Origin of the sequence: Caloramator fervidus (genome assembly GCF_900108045.1) — a bacterium.
In the GTDB taxonomy this organism is placed as follows: Bacteria; Bacillota; Clostridia; order Clostridiales; family Caloramatoraceae; genus Caloramator; species Caloramator fervidus.
This window is the reverse complement of the sequence record NZ_FNUK01000003.1, coordinates 45941-61429: the sequence shown is the minus strand read 5'-3', so window position 1 is coordinate 61429 and position 15489 is coordinate 45941. Positions and strand designations below refer to the sequence as shown.

Genomic DNA, 15489 nt, shown 5'->3' with positions numbered 1-15489 from the left:
GCAATCCAGCTTTTTATTCGTAGTTTTTACAAATTGTAGGTATTATTACTTTATAAAGGTTGTCTGATAGTATGTTGTAGGATTTTATTTTTCCATACTTTTTTTCAAATATTTGTTTGTTATAATTTTTATATAAAAATTCTTTGTCTTTATCTATTGTTAAAAGCTTAGAGTAAAGCCATAAATTATGTTTTATATATTTATTATTTACCTTTATGGCAGCTCCAGGATTTACTATTTCTATTTTATTGTTTTTTATATAAACTTCGATACATCTATTTATGCAAAAATAGTCTCTGTAAATGACAGCTTTACATAAATAGTCTTGGATAACGGCTCTTAGTAAGATGTCATTATAAATGTTATTTATAAAATTTATAGCATTCTTTAGCATATCTAGTATTGTTCCTTTTGATATATAAATTTTGGGGAGACAATTATTTATATAGTTATGAATAATTATTATGGCATAGGGAAGAAAAATATCTGGATTTTTACCAAAAAGAAGCATTCCACCTATTGTTGGGTGAATCTCATTGCTGTCATTTATTTTAGAAGCTATACCAGCAGAAATTAAAAGATGATTATCAACAGGGGAGTTTATCCCTGATAGTTTGAAAAATTCCATTATTTTATCAAAGTCTAAATCTTTTAATTTTGACTTTATAACTGGAGTTTGATCTATAGATAATAAGCCTACATCTTGAAAAATTGATGCAATTTCATCCCTTCGCATGTAATCGGTTGTAGAGCCTCTCCTTATATAAAAAGCTCCTGTTTCTCTCAGCTGAAAAGGCTTTTGATCCGTGTTAAATATTGTTATTATTCCTATTGTTTTACCGTTAAAATCTACTGTATCTACAGAAATAGGCACAGGAGGTTCGATTCTAGTTGATATGATTTGCTGAATTTTTTCTTCATTAAATTCCTGTTTGTTTATTCCAATAATTTTTTTGCTTTTATCTTCTATTCCAAAGATTAAGTATCCTCTTCCACCTTTTGAATTAGCAATGGCGCATATATCCTTTGCAAGTTCTTTTTTGCCTGATTCTGTTTCTATGTTTAACTTTTCTTTAAAATCTAGTTTTAGTCCTTCCTCTTTAGATATTAAGCTAAGAAGTTTTTGTAGTTCCACGGTTTTCACCCTTTTTATTCTTATATAGTTATTATATGTTATTATATAATAATTTTTCTAGTTTGAAAAAGTAAAATTCTTGAAGAGGTCTACATTATATTATATAATTTATGTGAAATGACGAATTTTATATGAAAAGGGTGGTTTTATGTTAGATATTTTTAGAAAAAGTAGAAAACAAGAAAAAGTAGATTTAACGGAAAATAATTCATTAGAAATGGATTTGAATATAACGCTAGGATTAAAAAATGAAGAAAAGGCAGTAGATAAAATAATCAATAGAATTGAAGAGATGGAATTTTCAACTCAAAACCTCATTGATACAATTAATGGTATATATGAAAATGTAGAAAAAAGCATGGAATCTTTAAATGATGTATTAGATGAAATAAGCAGTTATTCAGCTATTGCCCAACAGGTTTTTGCAAATACCTCCCAATCTAAAGAAACAGCTTTTGAGACGTTAAATATAGCTAAGGAAGGAACTGAAGCAGTTAAAAGATCAGTTGATGCAATAAAGGGTATAGAAAAGTCTGTGGAAGATATAAGCAACATAATTATCATGTTGAGTGAAAAGGCTGTTAAAATAAATGAGATGTTAGAAATAATAAAGGAAATAGCAGAGCAAACTAATCTTTTATCTTTAAACGCATCTATAGAAGCTGCAAGAGCAGGGGAAGTTGGTAGGGGATTTGCTGTTGTTGCAGCAGAAGTAAAAAAGTTAGCTCAAAGAAGTAGTGAGTCAGCAGAAAGAATTGCCCAAACTATAAAAGAGATAAATGATACGATTGATAGAACTAAAGGTGCAATGATTAAAAGTAAAGAAATGGTCAATGTTGGAGTTAATATTGCAGATGATACACAAGCGGTTTTCAATAGGATAATTGAAGCAGTAAAAACCACTGTTGTAGCGGCAGATGAAATAAGTCAAGGAGTTGCAAAGCAAGTAGAAAGTTTTGAAAAGGTTATTGAAGCTACTAATAAATTAAATGAAAATTCTCAAATGCTTATGAGAAAAACAGAGTATGCCCTATTAAATGCAGGATATACTAAAGATTCAATAGATGCTTTATATCAAACTTCAAAGGATTTAAAATTAATAACTGATACAGTAATTAATAAAGTAGTTGATAAAAACTTAAATGAAACTGTTATTAGGATTAACTTTTGTAATAAGCCGGATAACCTAGATCCTGCCATGTCTTTTGATTCTTCTACTACTAGATTGCTTTCAAATGTTTATGCAGGGTTATTAATTCAAGGTAATTCCACTGAAATTTTTCCAGGAATTGCAAAAAGTTGGTTTGTTGAAGATGATAATAAAACTTGGATATTTAATCTAAGAAAGGGAGCAAAATTTCATAATGGCAGAGAAATTACAGCAGAGGATATAAAATATTCTTATGAAAGGCTTTTAAGTCCTAAATTAAATTCTCCTAATGCTTGGTTTTTATCTTTGATTGAAGGAAGCGATGAATTTCAAAAAGGTTTAGCTAAAGAAGTTAAAGGCATACAAGTTATAGATAGATATAGGTTGGCTATTAAACTTAAATCTCCATATACAGGATTTTTATTAAATTTAGCTCAAACGGCATGTGCAGTTTTACCAAAGGAAGATATATCAAAAGGTAAATTTGTAGGTTGTGGGCCATATTTTATTGATTATATTGATGATGAAAAATGTATTTTAAAAGCTTTTAAAGATTATTTTGGAGGAATGCCTTATATAGATGTTGTTGAAGTTTATTTTAATCAGGAAAATATAGTTGATGATTTTATAAACAATAAATATGATTTTATATATTTTGAAGATAGGCAAACCTTAGAAAGATTAAAAGAAAAAAATATTTCCATAAAAATGCAGCATGTTCTTTCAACAACATATGCTGGATTTAATTTAAGGTCAAATTCAAATATTATAAAAGATAAAGATATAAGACAAGCTATTAACTTTTCTATAGATAAAAAACGTATTATAGACACTTTAATGAAAGGTATGGCAGAGGAGTCTAAGGGGCCTATTCCGCCTGGTATGATAGATAACTCATATTTGTTAGGATATTCTTATGATGTTTCAAAGGCAAGGGCGATTTTATCTAGGAAAAATATTTCTTCAGAAACAATTGTAATACAAACAAGAGTTGGAACAGGAAATAATACCTATGAAAAGATTGCAGAAATGATAAAGGAAGATCTGGAAAAAGTAGGTTTTAAATGCACAATAAACAAAGTTTCTAGAGAAGAATATTTAAAGCCACAAACCATAGCTAAGTGTCATATTTTTATAAGTGGATGGATTGCTGACACAGGGGATCCTGACAATTACCTAGAGCCGTTGTTTAATATTGAAAATGCAACTAATTTTACAGGGTATGATAATAGAACTGTTATAGAGTTAATGAAAGAAGCTAGAGAAACTATAAATCCTCAAAAGAGATTAGAGCTTTATAAAGAAATACAAAAAATAATAGTTGATGATGCACCATGGATATTCTTATATCATCCTCAAGCAGGTGTAGCTTATAAAGAAGATATATTAGGGTTAAAATTATCTACTTTAGGAAAAATAAAATTAGATGAAGTTATAAGACAGGATTAATGTATTTTGTAAGAAATAGAAATGTGCTATAATAAATGTAGAATTAGTACACCCAGAAAGGGGAATAATTAGTGAATAATCTAAAAAATATATTAGTGTGTGTTACGCAACAAAAAACCTGTGAAAGACTTATAAAGAGAGGAGTTGAGCTTAAAGATAATAAACAGTCAGAAATATATGTTCTTCATGTGGCAAAAGAAGGGGATAATTTTTTAAATACACCATATCAAGATGATGCTTTAGAGTATTTGTTTGATATATCTAAAGAAAACGGTGCTTCGATGACTATTTTAAGGTCTAACTATATAGCTAAAACAATTGCGGATTTTGCTAAAAAAAATAATATACATAAGATAGTTTTAGGAGCATCACCTTTAGATTATAAAAGCAGCATTATTGAAGAGTTAAAAAAACTTTTACCTGATGTTGAATTTCATATTGTGGGTTTAAAGGGACCTTAGTAGATTTCTACTAGGGTCTCATTTTTTATATTTAAAAATAAAATTGAAAAAATTTTCTGAATATAGTATGATTATTATAAGATTAAATAAATGAGGTGATAAAATGGTTCAGGTTATCACCGGCGAGAAGGGAGCCGGTAAAACCAAAAAGCTTATCTCAACTGCTAATGAAATGGCTTTAAATTCTAAAGGACATATTGTTTATATTAGTAATAATTTAGAAGGCATGTTTGATTTAAAACCTTGTATAAGGCTTGTAGATGCATCTCAATTTCCCATTTCATCAATTGATTCTCTTTTAGGTTTTGTATATGGAATAGTTTCAGAAGACTATGATATTGATACTATTTTTATTGATAACCTAAATTATATGTTTAAAGATAACTACGATGATATTCAAGAATTTTTGAAAAGAATTAAATTTGTTGAAGAAAAGTATGGCATAAATTTCATCTTAGGAATTTCAACAGCTAAAGGAAAGAAATTTGATATTGAAGTAGAATATTTAGCTGTTTAACATAAAAGGGGGATATGGTTCCCCCTATATTGATTTTTTGCTATAATAATTAAGTATCTTGAAAAAGGGGTGATTTATTTGAATAAGCAAGCAATTAATAAGTTAAAATTTATGCTTTCATCTATAATTATTAGAGCAGAAGAGAATGTAGACTTTTTAAAAGGAGTTGAAATTTCCTTTAAATCTGGTAATAGAGAATATAAAGGTATATATGATATCGATAATAAGAATTTATTTTACAACGGCCAGAATTTTAAAATAGAACTTAGTGAGCTTTGTGATTTTATATGTGGGGAAGCTTTAAAATATGATTCTTTAGAGTTTAGTTTATTTGAGAGAGGAAAAACTACTATATTGATGGCTGATAATAAAAATATAAAGATTAAAAATATTGATGAAGAAATAAGTCAAAATGAAAAAGAACATGAATGGACTAATTTAAAGAGAAATTATTATATAAAGATTGGGGAAGCAGATGAGCTTTTAAAAGCAATAGGTATTTTAACAAATGATGGAAAACTAAAAAATGATATGATAAGAAAGTACAATCAGATTGATCATTTTGTTGAGCTTATTGATTCTTATTTAGATGAACTAAAGGATTTAGATACAATAAACGTTTTAGACTGTGCTTGTGGAAAATCATACTTAACTTTTGTTCTCAATTATTATATAAAAGAAAAGAAAAAGAAGAATTGTTATTTTATAGGAATAGATACATCTGAAACTGTTATAGAAAATTCAAAAAAGATTGCCTCTAAGCTTGGATATAAAAATATGGTGTTTCTAAAGGAAAATATAAAAAATTTTGTTCCAGATAGAAGAATTGATATAGTTATTAGTCTTCATGCATGTGACATAGCAACAGATATGGCATTAGGTGCGGCTATAAATTTTAATGCAAAGGCTATATTTGCAGTTCCTTGTTGTCATAGAGAATTATTAGAGCAGATTAAATATGAAGAACTTCAAGATATATTTAAACATGGAATTTTAAAATCAAGGTTTGCAGATGTTTTAACAGATGGAATAAGAGGGCTTCTTTTAGAGGCTGCTGGTTATAAAGTATCTATAGTCGAGTATGTTTCTCCACTTGATACTCCTAAGAATTTGCTTATAAGAGCCATAAAGGTTTCAGATAAAAATCCAAAAGCATTAGAAAAATATTTAGCTATTAAAGAGAAATTTTCAATAAATCCATACCTTGAAAGATATGTTTTAGGTATGCTTTAGGTGTCCTTGTAAGGTATAAGGACACCTTAGGCATTTTTATTTACAATAATTTTCAACTATACATTGAAAATCATCTATTATATGTTCAACATATTCTTTAAATTCTTCAGGGCTACAAGAACCATTTTCATCAAATACCCCTATAACTTTCATGCCTGCTTTTTTAGCTCCTATAGCTCCTGAAATTGTATCTTCAAATACTAAACATTCCTTAGGAGATACGTTTAATCTTTTGGCTGCTTCTAAAAACACATCAGGTTCTGTTTTGCTTTTTGAAACTTCATCTGTTGTAACAATAACTTCAAAATACTCTAGTATTCTATTTCGTTGTAAAACAGCTTTTACAAGCTCTATTGAATTGCTGGTTGCAATACCTATTTTATACTTCTTAGATTTAAGGTATTGTAAAAATTCTTTTACACCTTTTTTAATTTCAATTACAGAAGAATAATAATTTGAAACCATTTTATGCCATTCAGCCATTATATCTTCTATTGAATCCTTTATTCCAAATTGTTCTTTAAAATATATGGCTGTGTCAACAAAACTTAAGCCCTCTATATGTTTTTGCAAGTCTTTAGGAGGTTTAATTCCATGTTTTTTTAGGTAATCCACATCTACTTGTTTCCATACCCATAAAGAATCAATTAAAGTTCCATCTAAATCAAAGATTACAGCTTTTATATTTTCTAGCATACTAACACCTCGTTTTGTAAAGAATTATATATAGAATTATATAAAATTTGTGTTTTTTTATCAAATTTAACATTTTAAATTACTTTACCCTTGTAAGGTATATTGACATTAAACTTTTTTTATATTATCCTTATAATATAAAAGTATCAACTTAAAAAACAATTTTTTAACAAGGAGATGATCTAATGAAAAAGAGGGTAATAATAGTAGGTGGAGTAGCTGGTGGAGCTAGTGCTGCTGCAAGACTTAGAAGGTTAGACGAAAATATTGAAATAATAATGTTTGAAAGAGGAGATTATATTTCTTTTGCTAATTGTGGCTTACCATACTATATTGGCGGAACAATAAAGGAAAGAGAAAATTTACTAGTTCAAACTGAAGAAGGAATGGAAAAAAGATTTAATATTGATATTAGAGTAAGAAGCGAAGTTACTAAAATATTTAGAGATACAAAAGAAGTTGAAGTTGTATCAGAGGGAAAGATTTATAGAGAAAAATATGATTATCTAATACTTTCTCCAGGTGCAGCTCCATTTGTTCCTCCAATTGAGGGTGTTGAAAAGAATAATATATTTACTTTAAGAAATATGGCGGATGTTGACAGAATAAAGGTTTTTATTGAAAACAATAAACCTAAGAAGGCAGTTGTTATTGGTGGAGGATTTATAGGGGTTGAAATGGCTGAAAATCTAAAAGATGCAGGTTTAGAAGTTACTTTAGTTGAGGCTATGGATCAAATTTTAGGGCCTTTTGATATTGAAATGGCAAGGATACTTGAAAAGCATATGAATGATAATGGTGTTGAGGTTATAACATCAGATGCAGTAGAAAAATTTGATAAAGAAGGAGAGCTTGATGTTGTTTTAAAAAGTGGAAGAGTCCTTAAAGCAGACATGGTTATTTTAGCTATTGGAGTAAGGCCAGAGGTTAAACTTGCAAAAGAAGCAGGGCTTGAGATTGGAGAAAGAGGGGGAATTAGAGTTGATGAATATTTAAGGACAAGTGACCCTTATATTTATGCTGTTGGTGATGCGATTGAAGTTAAGGATTTTGTTACAGGAGCTTGGACTTTAATTCCTCTTGCAGGACCTGCTAACAAGCAAGGAAGGATTGCAGCAGACAATATCTGTGGAAGAGCTGTAAAATATAAAGCAACTCAAGGAACTTCCATATTGAAAGTTTTTGATATGACAGCAGCAGCAACAGGTGCCAATGAAAAGACTTTAAAGAGAATGGGCATTCCTTATCTGAAATCCTATACACATTCAGGTTCCCATGCAGGATATTATCCGGGGGCTTTTGTTATGACTATAAAGCTTTTATTCTCACCTGAAGATGGAAGAATTTTAGGAGCACAAATTGTTGGAAGAGATGGAGTTGATAAGAGAATAGATGTTTTAGCAACTGCAATAAGACATGGATTAACTGTTTATGATTTAGAAGAGTTGGAACTTGCATATGCTCCTCCTTATTCATCTGCAAAGGATCCTGTTAATATGGCAGGTTTTACGGCTGCAAATATTTTAAAAGGGGATATGAAGATTATTCATTGGGATGAGATAGACAATCTAGATAGGAATGAATATTTTATAGTAGATGTAAGAACTGATTTAGAATATGAAGCAGGTCATATTGAAGGGGCTTTAAATATTCCTGTTGATGAATTAAGAAATAGAATAAACGAAATTCCAAGAGATAAAAAAATAATAGTATATTGTAAAGTAGGATTGAGGGGATATGTTGCATATAGGATATTAGTTCAAAATGGTTTTGATGTATATAACTTAAGTGGAGGATATGATATTTATCAGGCATCTAAAAAAAGATATGGTGAAGGCATAAAATTAAATGATGAGATGACAAAAATAGAAAGCAAGGATGTAGATGCCATAAATACTATAAAGATTAATGCTTGTGGATTACAATGTCCAGGGCCAATAATGAAGGTTAAAAATGAAATTGAAAAGATAAAAGAAGGAGAAATATTAGAAGTTCATGTTACTGACCCTGCTTTTTCAAATGATATAAAAGCGTGGTGTGAAAGAACAGGAAATAGTCTAATAAAAATAGATAAGACTAAAGATTCCTATGTTGCTTTTATTCAAAAAGGAAGAAAAAACAACTTAAAGGGTGAAAGTTTTTCTAATGAATCAAGAAATGGTAAAAGCATAATAGTGTTTAGTGGTGATTTAGATAAAGCTATTGCTTCATTTATAATTGCAAATGGTGCTGCTGCAATGGGAAGACCAGTTACTATGTTCTTTACTTTCTGGGGCTTAAATATTTTAAGGAAGGAAGTTGCTCCAAAGGTTAATAAAAACTTTATTGAAAAGATGTTTGCAAAGATGATGCCAAAAGGAAGTAAAAAACTTGGATTATCAAAAATGAACATGGGTGGAATTGGAGCAAAATTAATAAGGTCAATAATGGCTAAAAAGAATATAGCTTCTTTAGAAGAACTTATAGAACAAGCTAAAAAGAATGGAGTAAAGCTTGTTGCATGTTCTATGTCAATGGACGTTATGGGAATTAAAAAGGAAGAGCTTATAGATGGAGTAGAATTGGGAGGAGTAGCTTCATTTTTAGCAGAAGCTGAAAAGTCAGATACAAGTTTATTTATATAAAAAAGGGCAGATTGTCTGCCCTTTTTTATATAAATTTTTCAATTAATGAAAGTATAATTTCTACAAGAAATAGTATTATAACCATCCATTCGAGTTTTGCATTACGTTTTGATTGAGTAAGGCTTGAGAAAACTTCTGTAATATCTAGCAAAAGTTCAGTTTTATGTTTTATTTTTTCATATCTATCATTTAACTCGAATAAATCAGATAGTTCAATAAAAAATTTTTCTGCATCTTCATTTTCCCAAGCAATTTGAGGTTTATCAAGGAGCATAATATATGATATAGTGTTATATTTAAAACGCAAAATTTTGCTGGACATTTTGGCTAGATTTTCATCGCTAATATTTAGTTTGCCTTTTTCAAGGAAGTTGACTATATCTTCTATCTTGTCTAATAGTATATCTATATCTTCTTCTATTTTTTCAAGGGCTACTGATTTAGCTAAGACTGTAGCAATAATGTTAAAATGATAGTCATGAATTCTGCTGATTGTTATGGAGTTATAAGTTACTTCAAATTTTGCGTTTGGATTTACTATAAGTTTAAAGTTATCTTTTATCATAGTAGGGGGATTGTTTTTAAGGTTTTTATCGATTTTTTTAAGATAATTGATTACATCTTGGGTTTCATGAAATGCCATATTAACACATACGATACTTCCAAAAGAAAAAATAAAAACAAGTTTATCTTCTGGCTTTGCTAAAATACCTTTAAGATTTTTTTCTCTTAATATTAAAGGTTCTTCCCACTTAAATTTTTTATTTATACCAAAATGACCTGCTATTTCATTTAAGTTTATTTCATTTCCTATTGTATAGGATATAAAATCATAACTTGCCATAAATTTCACTCCTTTAGTTAATCAATATTATTTTACCATTTAATTCGGTTTTCATTCCTAGAATATTTAAAAGAATTGGCAATGAGAAAATGCTTTTGGATATGGTTGGAGAGGCTAGAACTAAAGAGGATTTGATAAACTAGTTGACACTGCTTTTAATTAAGTCTTTTTGTTCCCTTGCCAATTCTTTTATTTTTGTCCTTGCATTTTTTGCAATTATAACTTGTCCAAACCATATAAGAGCTTCATCTTTTTTTCCAATTCTTCTTGCAAGCTCTCCAATAAGATACATTAGTGTATATTGATCCATGTTGCATACAGGAAATGGCTCTTTTTCAAGAGCTTCTTTAAATCCTATATAGGCTAATTCAAGGAATTTTAATTCGTTTTCAGTATCTTTTTTTAGTCTATACATCCATGCGATTTTTAGACAGTTAAAGGCTTTTTCGCTACTTTTGGCATTCTTAATGGCACAATTTAATAAGGAAAATTTATAACGTTCTATTGCTATATCTACATCGTAAACATCAGGATATTTTTTTGGTTTAAATTTTGGAGTAATATTATTTAAAATTAGTTCGATTTGAAATTGTCTTATTTTATTAAAATAACTTACCATTGCAGCATAGCCGCATTTTGGACAAATTATTACATCGTAAAATAAAGGATTTATATTTTCATAAATAGGCATAAAATCTGTATCTTGGGATATAAGCCTAGCCTTTCCAACCTTGACGGTTTTAGTTTTAAATTGTGTATTACAGACAGGACAGTCAATAGTTTTATCATACAATAATTTTAAAGGATCATTTTTATTTTCTTCATCTTTTTTGTTTTCTTCAGTTTTTTCATTTTTATAAAGGTCTATGTCAACATTATTAAATCCTAATTCTTCTAGTCCAGAAAATATATCAAACATATAATCATCCTTTCTATTTTATTTGATTATTTATTTTGTATACAAAGGCTATTATTTCTGCTACTGCTTCATAAAGTTCAGGGGGAATAGGTTGGTTTAGAGGAAGTTTTGATAGAGAATCTACTAAATTTTCATTTTCAACTATAGGAATGTTAGATTCTTTTGCTATTTTTATTATTTTTTCAGCTACTTGTCCAAACCCTACAGCAGTTACATAAGGAGCTTTAAGATTTTTATTATATTTTAATGCTACGGCTTTCTTTTTCATATTTTCACATCCAATTTTTTTATAGTTTCAAAAAAGTTATTAATTTCAACTAATGAAGTTTTTTGTTTTAAAGGTTGAACTTTAAAATTTTGAATCTTTAATCCTTTATTTGATAACATAGAGCTTAATAGGCTAAAATTATTTTTAAATATTTTTTCATATTTTTCTTCAACTTTAAACGTTATTGATATATTTGAAAAATTTTTATATAAAAAAGCTTCTACAGTACCAAGCTTGTCTGTGTTTATTCTTAAAAATATTTTTGCTACCTTATAATCTTTAGGAGTATTTTTGTCTTTTTTTATTACTACTAGGTTTTTAAAAACATTATTTTTTTCGTATTGATTAAAGTAGTATATAAAATAATTGTTATTTATTTTTTCAAGTAAATCCTTAAAATTCAAAAGATTTTTTATTGAATCTTGAAGGTCACATATCTTAATTTTACTTATAAAATCATTAAAATCAATAATTTTATTTTTAGTTTCTTTTTTTGTATGTTTTTCAATCAAATCATTTATATCAATATCTTTAAGAAAAGATTGGAGCTTTAGGATATTTTCAAGGTTTAATTCTATGTCATTTTCAAGTAAAAAACACAAATGATTAATATCAGTATCTTTTAGTTTGTTTATAATATTCTCTATTAACTTGTATGATTCATCCTTATGTGTTATATTTTCTTTGGTAATGTTTTTTAATATATCTATTATTTTTTCAGTATCCATTTTTCTTAAAGCTTTAAAAAATTTTAAGTTTTCATAAACTAATAAAATAAAGAAATCATTTGCAGGTATTTGAAATTTAGCTAAAGATTCAATGATTTCTTTTCCAACGTCATAAGGGATATTTAAGTTGTTTAATTTTTCATATTGTTGATTGATAAAAGAAGGTTCTAATGATAAAGGTTTTAAAAAAACTGTTTGGTTTTCAATTTTGTCTATGATAAATTTAATATAATTATTTTCAGTTGATTTTATATCTGTTAAAAATTTAGCTTGAATTGTTTCACCATTAGGTAATTTTATTATTCCTGTGTTGTTTTCAATTTTTATTATTTTACCATATATTGTTTTCCCTTCATGTAAATAATTTTGAGAATAGCTTTTGATAATATGTTGGATATTATTTATTTTCATTTTTATCACCATTATATTTATCGGAATTTATATAAAAAAATATAGGATGGGATGTGAAGTTATGGCTTTGTATGCACTGTCAGATTTACATTTATCCTTTGCATCAGATAAGCCAATGGATATTTTTGGAGATACATGGAAGGATCATCATTTAAAGATATTACATAATTGGAATAGTAAAGTTAAAGATGATGATGTAGTTTTGATAGCAGGAGATATCTCGTGGGGTATGAAGTTTAATGAAGCAATTCCAGACCTTGAATTTGTTCATAATTTAAAAGGAAAGAAAGTTTTACTAAAGGGAAATCATGATTATTGGTGGACATCAATATCCAAGTTAAATTCCTTGTATGATGATATGTTTTTTATACAAAATAATTTTTTCCCTTATGAGGATTATGCAATATGTGGGACTCGAGGTTGGATTAACTTAGAGGAAAAAGATGAAAAAAATTTAAAAGTTTACAACAGAGAACTTATAAGACTTAGGCTTTCTTTAGATAGTGCAAAAGATTTTAAAAAGAAAATCGTAATAATGCATTATCCTCCAATTACTAAAGTTAGTGTAGCTAAAGAATTTATTGATTTATTTAAAGAATACAAGGTAGAAAAAGTAATATATGGACATATTCATTATGATTCAAGGCATATTTGTGTTATTGGGGAAGTAGATGGTATAGAATATATATGCTCTTCGGCAGACATAATAAATTTTGATCCTATTAGGATAATTTAAATAAATGTGCAAAAAATATTATCAGGAGGGATAAAGATGAAGGAATTGACTTTAAAAATTCCTTCTATGCATGATGAAATGTCTGCCAAGAGAGTAGCTAGTATTATAGAAGGAATTAGAGGAATTGAGGATGTTAACGTTGATTTTCAAAGCGGAATAGTTAATGTTTATTATGATGAGAATCAGGTTATAGATGAAAAAATAAAATATGTTGTTACTAAAAATGGTTTTGATGTAAAGGAATTATAAGTATCCCCTAAGGGGATATTTTTTTATTAGAAAAGTTTGCTATAATAAATATGTGTAAGTAAAGTTGTTGGAGGTAGGTTATGGATTTGAATAACGTTTTTTCTCAAGTTCTTATACTTTTTTTTATAATGCTAGTTGGATACTTTTCAAGGAAAAGAAACATAATAGAAAAAAGTATAAACAAGGGTTTAATTGAATTGATATTGAATATAACTTTACCTTTTATGATTTTATCTTCATTTAACTACGAGTTTTCAAAGGAAATGCTTATAAACGCCTTTAGATTATATACTATTTCTTTGGTTTTATATTTGACATTAGTAGTTTTAAGCAAATATTTATTTAAGAAATATCCTTATAATGAGAGAAGCGTTATGAGGTTTGTAACAATTTTTTCAAACTGTGGTTTTATGGGCTATCCTATAGTTGAAAGTGTATATGGTAAAATAGGGATATTTTATACTGCAATATTTAATATAAACTTTAACATATTAATATGGACAGTAGGAGTTATGTTATTTAATAATAAAGAAAAGCAAAATGTAAAAAAAGTATTTTTAAATCCTGGGCTTGTATCTGTAATTTTAGGTTTTATATTGTTTATTTTTTCTATTAAATTACCATATCCTATTCAAAGAACTTTAGAATTGATAGGTTCTACTACAACCCCTCTTTCTATGATAATAGTAGGATCTATGTTAGCTGATATTAATATTAATGAATTTTTTAAAGATTATAAAATTTATTATATTTCGCTTTTAAGATTGATTATAATTCCATTGGTTACGTTGACTATATTAAAGTTTTTTAATTTTTCAGGTATGTTGTTAGGAATTCCTGTTTTAATAATGGCTATGCCTGCAGCTGCAAATACAGCATTATTTGCTGAAAAATTTGATGCAGATGTTAGTTTAGCTTCAAAATGCGTGTTTTTTACAACGGTTTTATCAGTTGTTACAATACCATTAATAATTATGCTTTTATAAAAGTCCCTTATCTTTTTTTATTTCATCTAGTGTTTTAGATGTAACCTTTGAAGGGTCTATGTTAAGTTCATTTACTAATTTAAATATTTTGTTTTCATCATCAGCTTCAATTTCTATGTATGGATAAGGAAATTCTTCTTTGTTCCATTCGTCAAACTCTATGAGGATTTCGTTTAGATGGTAACTTTCTCTATATTTTGTAGCTTTTTTGACTAGATTTATTCCTATGCTTTCTAAAAATTTTATTCCATCTTCTAAAGATGAGATTTCTACTTCATTTTCTAGTGTTTGTCTTATGGTGTTTTTACAAAGAATTATTTTTGAAGTTAAAAGTATTTTTTCTTTTTTATTATTAAGATCTATGATTTTCCTTATTCTTATGTATCCATCTTTGCTTATTGGAAGATTAAAAAAGTAATTTTCCTGAAATTCATTTTTTAGTTTCTTTGCCCCTAGTTTTAACAATTTTTCTTTTATTTCTTTTATATTTACATCAATTATTTTTACTTCTTTTTCTTTCATTTATATCAACTCCTTTTTAAATTAATTTAGGGAGGTTTTGATATGGATAGGTTTTATGAACAGTTGTTAACAACTTCAAAGAATACCTTGTATAAATTTTATAATTTTTTAATGTATTTTTCTATAGCATTTTCAATTATATACTTTTTTGTTGCTATTTTTTTGTTTAATATTTTTTATTTTGTTATAACTTTAACTGCTTTAATATTGTCTTTATTATTTAGATTTCTTAGAGATAACCAATATAAAGAATATGAGTATATTTTTACTAATGGAAATTTGCAAATTGATGTTATATATAATAAATCAAAAAGAAAAACCTTAATAGATGAAGATGTAAAAAATTTTGATGCTTTTGGTAAAAAAGAAGAAATTGATGTTTCAAAGGATTTTAAAAGGATATGCTGTATTCCTAAGGATTATAATGGGGATATTTATATTTTTAAATTGAAGGGGAAAAGAGCTGTGTATATATCACCTAATCAAGAAATGTTAAAGTTAATAAATGAATACAAAAGAAAATGATTTTAAATTTTTTATTGTTTAATTTAAAGTTTTATG

At 27.5% G+C, this 15489-nt stretch carries 16 protein-coding genes; 9 read left to right on the top strand and 7 right to left on the bottom strand.

Annotation, left to right across the window (positions count from 1 at the left end; genetic code table 11):
* Positions 1-13 precede the first annotated feature (13 nt).
* A complete protein-coding gene (locus tag C4R78_RS02045; protein ID WP_159945769.1) occupies positions 14-1135 on the bottom strand; it encodes an AlbA family DNA-binding domain-containing protein in 1122 nt (373 codons plus the stop codon).
* Between the two features lie 148 nt (positions 1136-1283).
* Between C4R78_RS02045 and C4R78_RS02040 the strand changes: the two genes are divergently transcribed.
* The 4 genes from C4R78_RS02040 (at position 1284) to C4R78_RS02025 (ending at position 5945) form a co-directional block, all read left to right on the top strand.
* Positions 1284-3734, top strand: coding sequence for an ABC transporter substrate-binding protein (locus tag C4R78_RS02040; protein ID WP_103895435.1), 2451 nt, complete (start codon positions 1284-1286; stop codon positions 3732-3734).
* 71 nt (positions 3735-3805) lie between these two features.
* Positions 3806-4195 carry a universal stress protein gene (locus C4R78_RS02035; protein WP_103895434.1) on the top strand — a complete coding sequence of 130 codons (390 nt, stop codon included), beginning with the start codon at positions 3806-3808 and terminating at the stop codon, positions 4193-4195.
* A gap of 103 nt (positions 4196-4298) precedes the next feature.
* The gene (locus C4R78_RS02030; protein WP_103895433.1) at positions 4299-4712 is read left to right on the top strand and encodes a twitching motility protein PilT; all 414 of its coding nucleotides are present in this window, start codon (positions 4299-4301) and stop codon (positions 4710-4712) included.
* 78 nt (positions 4713-4790) lie between these two features.
* The gene (locus tag C4R78_RS02025; RefSeq protein ID WP_103895432.1) at positions 4791-5945 is read left to right on the top strand and encodes a class I SAM-dependent methyltransferase; all 1155 of its coding nucleotides are present in this window, start codon (positions 4791-4793) and stop codon (positions 5943-5945) included.
* Between the two features lie 36 nt (positions 5946-5981).
* Here C4R78_RS02025 and C4R78_RS02020 read toward each other — a convergent pair whose 3' ends face one another.
* Positions 5982-6641, bottom strand: a complete 660-nt coding sequence (locus C4R78_RS02020) for an HAD family hydrolase (RefSeq protein WP_103895431.1) — start codon at positions 6639-6641, stop codon at positions 5982-5984.
* Between the two features lie 185 nt (positions 6642-6826).
* Between C4R78_RS02020 and C4R78_RS02015 the strand changes: the two genes are divergently transcribed.
* Complete coding sequence (locus C4R78_RS02015) at positions 6827-9265, top strand: FAD-dependent oxidoreductase (protein ID WP_103895430.1); 2439 nt, start codon at positions 6827-6829, stop codon at positions 9263-9265.
* A 25-nt stretch (positions 9266-9290) separates the two neighbouring features.
* Here the strand turns inward: C4R78_RS02015 and C4R78_RS02010 are convergent, their stop codons facing one another.
* The 4 genes from C4R78_RS02010 to C4R78_RS01995 all read right to left on the bottom strand — a co-directional run bounded on the left by C4R78_RS02010 (position 9291) and on the right by C4R78_RS01995 (position 12435).
* On the bottom strand, positions 9291-10109 hold the full coding sequence (locus tag C4R78_RS02010; protein ID WP_103895429.1) for an RMD1 family protein: 819 nt from the start codon (positions 10107-10109) through the stop codon (positions 9291-9293).
* A 139-nt stretch (positions 10110-10248) separates the two neighbouring features.
* The gene (locus C4R78_RS02005) at positions 10249-11028 is read right to left on the bottom strand and encodes a DUF2225 domain-containing protein (RefSeq protein ID WP_103895428.1); all 780 of its coding nucleotides are present in this window, start codon (positions 11026-11028) and stop codon (positions 10249-10251) included.
* Positions 11029-11041: 13 nt separating this feature from the next.
* Positions 11042-11296 carry an EscU/YscU/HrcU family type III secretion system export apparatus switch protein gene (locus C4R78_RS02000; protein ID WP_103895427.1) on the bottom strand — a complete coding sequence of 85 codons (255 nt, stop codon included), beginning with the start codon at positions 11294-11296 and terminating at the stop codon, positions 11042-11044.
* On the bottom strand, positions 11293-12435 hold the full coding sequence (locus tag C4R78_RS01995; RefSeq protein WP_103895426.1) for a flagellar hook-length control protein FliK: 1143 nt from the start codon (positions 12433-12435) through the stop codon (positions 11293-11295). Before C4R78_RS01995 ends, C4R78_RS02000 begins: the two co-directional genes overlap by 4 nt.
* Before the next feature lie 61 nt (positions 12436-12496).
* On the opposite strand from C4R78_RS01995, the gene C4R78_RS01990 reads away from it, so the two are divergent.
* The 3 genes from C4R78_RS01990 (at position 12497) to C4R78_RS01980 (ending at position 14406) form a co-directional block, all read left to right on the top strand.
* Complete coding sequence (locus tag C4R78_RS01990) at positions 12497-13171, top strand: metallophosphoesterase (RefSeq protein ID WP_103895425.1); 675 nt, start codon at positions 12497-12499, stop codon at positions 13169-13171.
* Positions 13172-13207: 36 nt separating this feature from the next.
* On the top strand, positions 13208-13420 hold the full coding sequence (locus C4R78_RS01985; RefSeq protein WP_103895424.1) for a heavy-metal-associated domain-containing protein: 213 nt from the start codon (positions 13208-13210) through the stop codon (positions 13418-13420).
* A gap of 80 nt (positions 13421-13500) precedes the next feature.
* Positions 13501-14406 carry an AEC family transporter gene (locus tag C4R78_RS01980; RefSeq protein ID WP_103895423.1) on the top strand — a complete coding sequence of 302 codons (906 nt, stop codon included), beginning with the start codon at positions 13501-13503 and terminating at the stop codon, positions 14404-14406.
* Here C4R78_RS01980 and C4R78_RS01975 read toward each other — a convergent pair.
* Positions 14401-14928, bottom strand: a complete 528-nt coding sequence (locus C4R78_RS01975) for a CYTH domain-containing protein (protein ID WP_103895422.1) — start codon at positions 14926-14928, stop codon at positions 14401-14403. The two genes, C4R78_RS01980 and C4R78_RS01975, sit on opposite strands and share 6 nt — an antisense overlap.
* Before the next feature lie 42 nt (positions 14929-14970).
* Between C4R78_RS01975 and C4R78_RS01970 the strand changes: the two genes are divergently transcribed.
* Positions 14971-15453, top strand: coding sequence for a hypothetical protein (locus tag C4R78_RS01970; protein WP_103895421.1), 483 nt, complete (start codon positions 14971-14973; stop codon positions 15451-15453).
* Positions 15454-15489 lie beyond the last annotated feature (36 nt).

What these genes read in the sequence shown, in the direction of transcription:
- C4R78_RS02040 (WP_103895435.1), top strand. Translation starts at nt 1,284, where the DNA reads ATGTTAGATATTTTTAGAAAAAGTAGAAAACAAGAAAAAGTAGATTTA.
- C4R78_RS02030 (WP_103895433.1), top strand. Translation starts at nt 4,299, where the DNA reads ATGGTTCAGGTTATCACCGGCGAGAAGGGAGCCGGTAAAACCAAAAAG.
- C4R78_RS02020 (WP_103895431.1), bottom strand. Translation starts at nt 6,641, where the DNA reads ATGCTAGAAAATATAAAAGCTGTAATCTTTGATTTAGATGGAACTTTA.
- C4R78_RS02015 (WP_103895430.1), top strand. Translation starts at nt 6,827, where the DNA reads ATGAAAAAGAGGGTAATAATAGTAGGTGGAGTAGCTGGTGGAGCTAGT.
- C4R78_RS02010 (WP_103895429.1), bottom strand. Translation starts at nt 10,109, where the DNA reads ATGGCAAGTTATGATTTTATATCCTATACAATAGGAAATGAAATAAAC.
- C4R78_RS02005 (WP_103895428.1), bottom strand. Translation starts at nt 11,028, where the DNA reads ATGTTTGATATATTTTCTGGACTAGAAGAATTAGGATTTAATAATGTT.
- C4R78_RS02000 (WP_103895427.1), bottom strand. Translation starts at nt 11,296, where the DNA reads ATGAAAAAGAAAGCCGTAGCATTAAAATATAATAAAAATCTTAAAGCT.
- C4R78_RS01995 (WP_103895426.1), bottom strand. Translation starts at nt 12,435, where the DNA reads ATGAAAATAAATAATATCCAACATATTATCAAAAGCTATTCTCAAAAT.
- C4R78_RS01990 (WP_103895425.1), top strand. Translation starts at nt 12,497, where the DNA reads ATGGCTTTGTATGCACTGTCAGATTTACATTTATCCTTTGCATCAGAT.
- C4R78_RS01985 (WP_103895424.1), top strand. Translation starts at nt 13,208, where the DNA reads ATGAAGGAATTGACTTTAAAAATTCCTTCTATGCATGATGAAATGTCT.
- C4R78_RS01980 (WP_103895423.1), top strand. Translation starts at nt 13,501, where the DNA reads ATGGATTTGAATAACGTTTTTTCTCAAGTTCTTATACTTTTTTTTATA.
- C4R78_RS01975 (WP_103895422.1), bottom strand. Translation starts at nt 14,928, where the DNA reads ATGAAAGAAAAAGAAGTAAAAATAATTGATGTAAATATAAAAGAAATA.
- C4R78_RS01970 (WP_103895421.1), top strand. Translation starts at nt 14,971, where the DNA reads ATGGATAGGTTTTATGAACAGTTGTTAACAACTTCAAAGAATACCTTG.